Here is a 5,030-nt window from a genome sequence, read left to right as displayed (position 1 = left end):
TTGATTGTGGAAAACAACAAATTTCCATAAATTTCTATTAGTTTCTATTAATTTCAATTTTTTTAATAATATCTCCCTATCTCCTTAATCTCCACATCTCCTTTTGTTACACTACCTGAACGCTTACTAAAATTTCTTGACATAATAAAAAAATCACTATAATCTTTTAAGGAGGGTAGATGAGTTTAATTCCATTGGAAGAGCTTTTAAAAAAGGTAGATAATCGTTATGAATTAGTGAATTTAGTCGCTAAAAGGGCTATTCAATTGTTGGATGGTGCAACCCCGCTAATTGATGAGGCTGAAGGGGAAAGAGTTAACACAATTGCCATAAAAGAATTACGCGAAAATAAGATTGTCCGTCAACAAAAAATACCCGAAAAATCCCCTGCGTAGTTGTAACTGTTCAGCCACGGATTAACACAGATTGACACGGATAAAATAGAAGGGGTTTAAAATATGAGAAAATTAGAGAAGAGATTATCAAAGTAGCATTTAAAGTGGACGTAAGGGTTCAACCCCTTCTTTATACGGACTACTCTTTGGACGCTTTGGGACTTTTGCCGTCACGACTCGATATGTGTCTTTATCCAGATACCTTTTTAGTATCTCCAGCCTCATCTTGGGAAACTCAATATTTCCTTCCTTCTCAAGGATGAAGAATACATCTATCTTTTTCATTATATTTATTGCCTGAATAGTAAGATAATCAGGACCGCCAGGGCCAATTCCAATAAGATATATTTTTTTCATTTAACCACCAATAGACGATTTTATCACAGCTGATAAATGGTGTCAAGGGGAAAAAGTAAGAAAAATATTATTTACCTTTGCTTTTCCAACCCCACATAATAAGTCCGAGAAAGGCCAGAAACCCGGTGATAAATAAATACGGAATGGGTGCTGAAGATGCCCCACCAGAATCGCTAACATTCTTCATCTCGTAGCCCTCCACTGCCTTTCCTTTATTGTCAGGCACAATTATCTTTACCTCTGATTTTGTCCTCTGGCTATTATTGACTTGTGGTGAGTTTGGTTGCTGGATTGACTTTAATGCCTTTGCCAGCCCTTGAACCTGTGATGAGAGACCTGGCACAGAAACCAGCACAGATGAGGTAAACTTCGTCAGTAATGGGTTATTGCAAGTGTGGTCACAGCAAGCAAGTCCAACCTCTCGAACAGTATCTGCATATTCTATTGCCAGAGTCTCTATAACCTCTTTATCGGGTTTCCAATAATTTTTCCTTACCGTCTCAAGCATTCGAGCTACTATTGATTGATATGCCCACATATTCTTTGCCTGCCTGAACATATCCTTTATTCCCAACCCATTCTTATCCAGAACATAGGTTTCATACATCTCATTCCATTTAGCAGAATCAACTGCCTCTGGCACAGTAACCTGCCAACCCCACAGATGCTCAACAATCTTATCTATAAACCTTGCACCGGCATACCCTTCTTTCATCATTTCCTTAATCCATTCGGGGTTGAGATACCTTGTCCGCATCTCCCTGCCCATAAATTTTTCCAGCGTTTCCTGCTTTGGATACTTGGGATTGGACATATTGGTAATATAAACCTCAGGGGTCTTTCCATCAATTACACGAATTGCCATTGCTGTCCCGCCAAGATACTGAAAGACGTCATCGATATCCAGAGTAGCATAAACATTACTCGAGCGGCCGTGAATTGCTATCTTTGTGCCGGATAAGGCATTCTTGAAGAGGGTCAGGCTGATATCCTCTGTCCAAACTCGGGACTCGGGGTTCAAATTTGCAATCTGCAAGCCGCAATCCGCAATTTGTCCTTTGTCTCCCCAAAACCCTTGACCATAAAGATAACTCATCCGCATAAAATAGACATCCGCCACTTGTCTTTCATTCTCCCATGTGTTGGATAAGGGGATGACATTACTCAGATTAGTGCCATAAGCACCTGAAGGCTCCGTGAAGATTCTCACAGACGCAAGCCGTTCTGCCTTGTCTTCCTCTATCCCCTTTTCTACAAGCATCTTTTTTGTCTTCAGCACATTAGTCCGGATGAGGTTGTCATCCTCAATTTGTTCCTTTGCCAATGTTACCGCCTTGTCCAGGAGTACCATAAGATTGGAAAACAAATCTCTGTAGAGTCCTGTTGGAACAATGGTTACATCTATCCTCTGTCTGCCAAGTTCACTTCTTGGTATTGCTTCGACCCCAACGACCCTTCCCCGCTCGTCCCATTTTGGTCTTATACCCATAAGATACATAATCTGGGACTCCATTACACCCTCCTGCCTTATGGTCTCAACTGACCAGAGGTTGAAGGTAAGTTTATCTGGATATGTCCCATGCCTCTGTTTATAGCCCTCAATAAGCTCTTGGGCTAACCTTACCCCTATTTCATAAGTAGATTTTGCAGGAATCCTTGTTGGGTCAAAGGAATAGAAGTTTTTGCCAGTAGGGAGGGAATTGGGATTTCTGATGGGGTCATTGCCCTGTCCGGCAGGGATGTATTTCCCTGAGAGTGCGGCAATAAAGGAATCAAGTTCCCTCTGTCCAGACTTAACTATTCTCTCTTCAATCTCGGCTATCTGCTTGTGTTTTTCCTCATCAGTCAGATTTTGCTCAATGGAGATAATCGCCTCAGCGGTTGTTTTCCGATATTTTTCCTCAGGTGACCTCCCAAAGGTATGTAAGCCAAAAGGTGTCTGCTTCTCGGCTATCTCCTTGATGTAGTGCTCTATCATCTCTATCTCCTCCTCTGAGCTTATCCCTTTTAGTCCTAAATCAGTTAACAGCCCCATCTGCTTAGCCATCTTGTTTATCTCCGACAACCTGGCCTGGCCAAGCAAGGGGCTTTTGTCAATGGCTACATTATAGTCATTGATAACGGCAGCCAGTTCTTTGAGTTCTTTATTCAGACCGGCCTTATTAAATGGTGGGGTCATATGGTCGATAATCACCGCCATACCCCGACGCTTTGCCTGAAGCCCTTCTCCTACATCATCAACAATATATGGATAGATATTAGGCAAATCTTGTATCAACACCTCTGGTGGGTCGCAATCAGTAAAACCTACCTCTTTACCATTAAGCCATTCATGTGTTCCGTGAGTGCCGATATGTGCCACTGCATCTGGCGAAAAAACCTTTTTGAGCCACAAATAAAAGGCAACATACTGGTGATGTGGGCTAAGGGTAACATCGTGATAGAGTTTTTTGATATCCTGCTCCCAGCCGCGTGAGGGCTGCGGGGTAAAGAGTATATTTCCGTATTGGACAGCAGGGATAACGATAAATTTCTTCCCATCAGGATTTACCCAGGTCATAATCTTACATTCTTCTGGTTCTCCCCAATCTTTTATCACTGCTTTCTTAAAGCCTTCGGGCAATTCTTTAAACCATTGTTTATAGGTAGAAATGGGAATGAGGATTGGCGCCCTTGCTTTTACAAGTCTATCCAGCTCACCCTGTGCCCAATTGCCGATGTTCCTTGCGTATCTATGGATATCATGAAAGAGTTGCTCTTTGGTAATCTCATCAGCACCTGTATCATAACCTTCAGCCTTTAGCCTATTAAGTATCTCCCAAAGGCTCTGCGGAAGCACATTCAGATAAGAGGCACCGATGTTTTGCTTACCTGGCGGATAGTTGTAATAGATAATCGCTACCCGCTTGTCCCTGTTTGGTTTATCCTGAAGGTTTATCCATGCCTTTACCCGATTAACAAGCTGATTTATCCTTTCTGGTAATGGTTTTTCCTCTACATACTCCATCCCGGTTTCTGCATCTACCATCTTTTCCTTTGTGGCAATAACCGTTGGCTGGATGATTCCTGGTATTTCAGGCAAAGCAACCAGCCATACCCGCTCAAGTATATCAAGACCAACCGACGACTTTCTCCATTCATCCGCTGATTGGGTATATAGGGTTATGGCATTAATCACCGGCACGCCTATCTTTTCAAGCAATGGATTTAATACCTTTGGGTCTATACCCATCTTCAACGAAAGTCCGATGATAAGCCGAAGCTTTCCTTGCATAGGAAGAAGATACCTCTCTATGACCGCTTGCGGTGGATAGCCATATACTGGCAGGACATTGAATCCACCTTTTTCAAGCCCGTCAATTATGGCGTTGATGTGGCTTAGATTGCCTGAGTAAAAGGAGGTTTTATAGAAGGTAAGGGCTATCCATTTGTCCTGCGACTGGGGATGGTATAACCTCAAGAAGTCCTCAAGTGTCTCTACAATCTGAGAGTCGGTGTCAGTGTTGGTGCCAGGATTTATTTCCCTCTGTGCCTCTGTGCCTCTGTGCCGTAGATATATGCCGAAGTCAAAGATAACAACCGGAACCGGCTCTTTGTACGGCAGGTCAATCCCAAAGTCCCTATGGAGGGTAAAGAGCATCATATTCTTTATATTTGCTATCCCATTCTCTTTATAGTAAGCGGTGATCCTTTCATCATCGATAAGCCCCATATCCTGATGTTCCTTTTTATATGGCCCACTTACAGCATAGACTCGTCCTCCCTTTTTTATTACCGTCTCAATATCGGGCTTTGCTATTTCAACTATCTGGCTATCATGAATGTAGAAGAAAAAAATGGTCTTTGAGGAAGCAATATTGCTAATATCCTTTTTATCCTTAATCCTGCGGCTGGTATAAAGATGAAAACAGACCTGCTCTTTTATGGTGGGATACTCCTTTTCTATCTCCTTAATTGCCTTAAGGCCGGTTTTGGAATAGCTATCGCCCAGGAAGATACCAATCTGGATAGGTTCGGCATAGGCTATCTGAACAATGATACAGGAAAGGATAATGAAAAGCCATCTACTCCGGCACATAAACAACCCTCCTAAAAACATAAAAATTTGTTGACAAATACTCTCCTTATATGATAACCTATTTTTATGAAACCTGATAATTCCTAAATTTACAGAACAGACTAAAGCATATAGAGTTAAAGATTAGGTCAAATGAAAATGCTCAACTATTGAGGAACAAGAGTATAACCATTTATAAATAAAGTAGTTGTAATTCTTTG

At 41.8% G+C, this 5,030-nt stretch carries 3 protein-coding genes; 1 reads left to right on the top strand and 2 read right to left on the bottom strand.

What is annotated here, in order from left to right; genetic code table 11:
• The first annotated feature begins 179 nt into the window (after positions 1 to 179).
• Entirely contained in the window at positions 180 to 395 is a 216-nt protein-coding gene (rpoZ, locus tag AB1422_16775; protein ID MEW6620961.1) for a DNA-directed RNA polymerase subunit omega, read from the top strand.
• A gap of 99 nt (positions 396 to 494) precedes the next feature.
• Here the strand turns inward: rpoZ and AB1422_16770 are convergent, their stop codons facing one another.
• Positions 495 to 752 (bottom strand): SAM-dependent methyltransferase, encoded by a 258-nt coding sequence (locus AB1422_16770; GenBank protein ID MEW6620960.1) that lies wholly within the window; start codon positions 750 to 752, stop codon positions 495 to 497.
• 67 nt (positions 753 to 819) lie between these two features.
• Positions 820 to 4,830, bottom strand: a complete 4,011-nt coding sequence (locus tag AB1422_16765; GenBank protein MEW6620959.1) for a cobaltochelatase subunit CobN — start codon at positions 4,828 to 4,830, stop codon at positions 820 to 822.
• Positions 4,831 to 5,030: the final 200 nt, after the last annotated feature.

The sequence above is a fragment of the bacterium genome (genome assembly GCA_040757115.1).
Taxonomy (GTDB): Bacteria; UBA9089; CG2-30-40-21; order CG2-30-40-21; family SBAY01; genus JBFLXS01.
The sequence above is the reverse complement of the archived record's forward strand: the minus strand, read 5'-3'. Positions and strand labels throughout refer to the sequence as shown.

What these genes read in the sequence shown, in the direction of transcription:
- AB1422_16770 (MEW6620960.1), bottom strand. Translation starts at nt 752, where the DNA reads ATGAAAAAAATATATCTTATTGGAATTGGCCCTGGCGGTCCTGATTAT.
- rpoZ (MEW6620961.1), top strand. Translation starts at nt 180, where the DNA reads ATGAGTTTAATTCCATTGGAAGAGCTTTTAAAAAAGGTAGATAATCGT.
- AB1422_16765 (MEW6620959.1), bottom strand. Translation starts at nt 4,830, where the DNA reads ATGTGCCGGAGTAGATGGCTTTTCATTATCCTTTCCTGTATCATTGTT.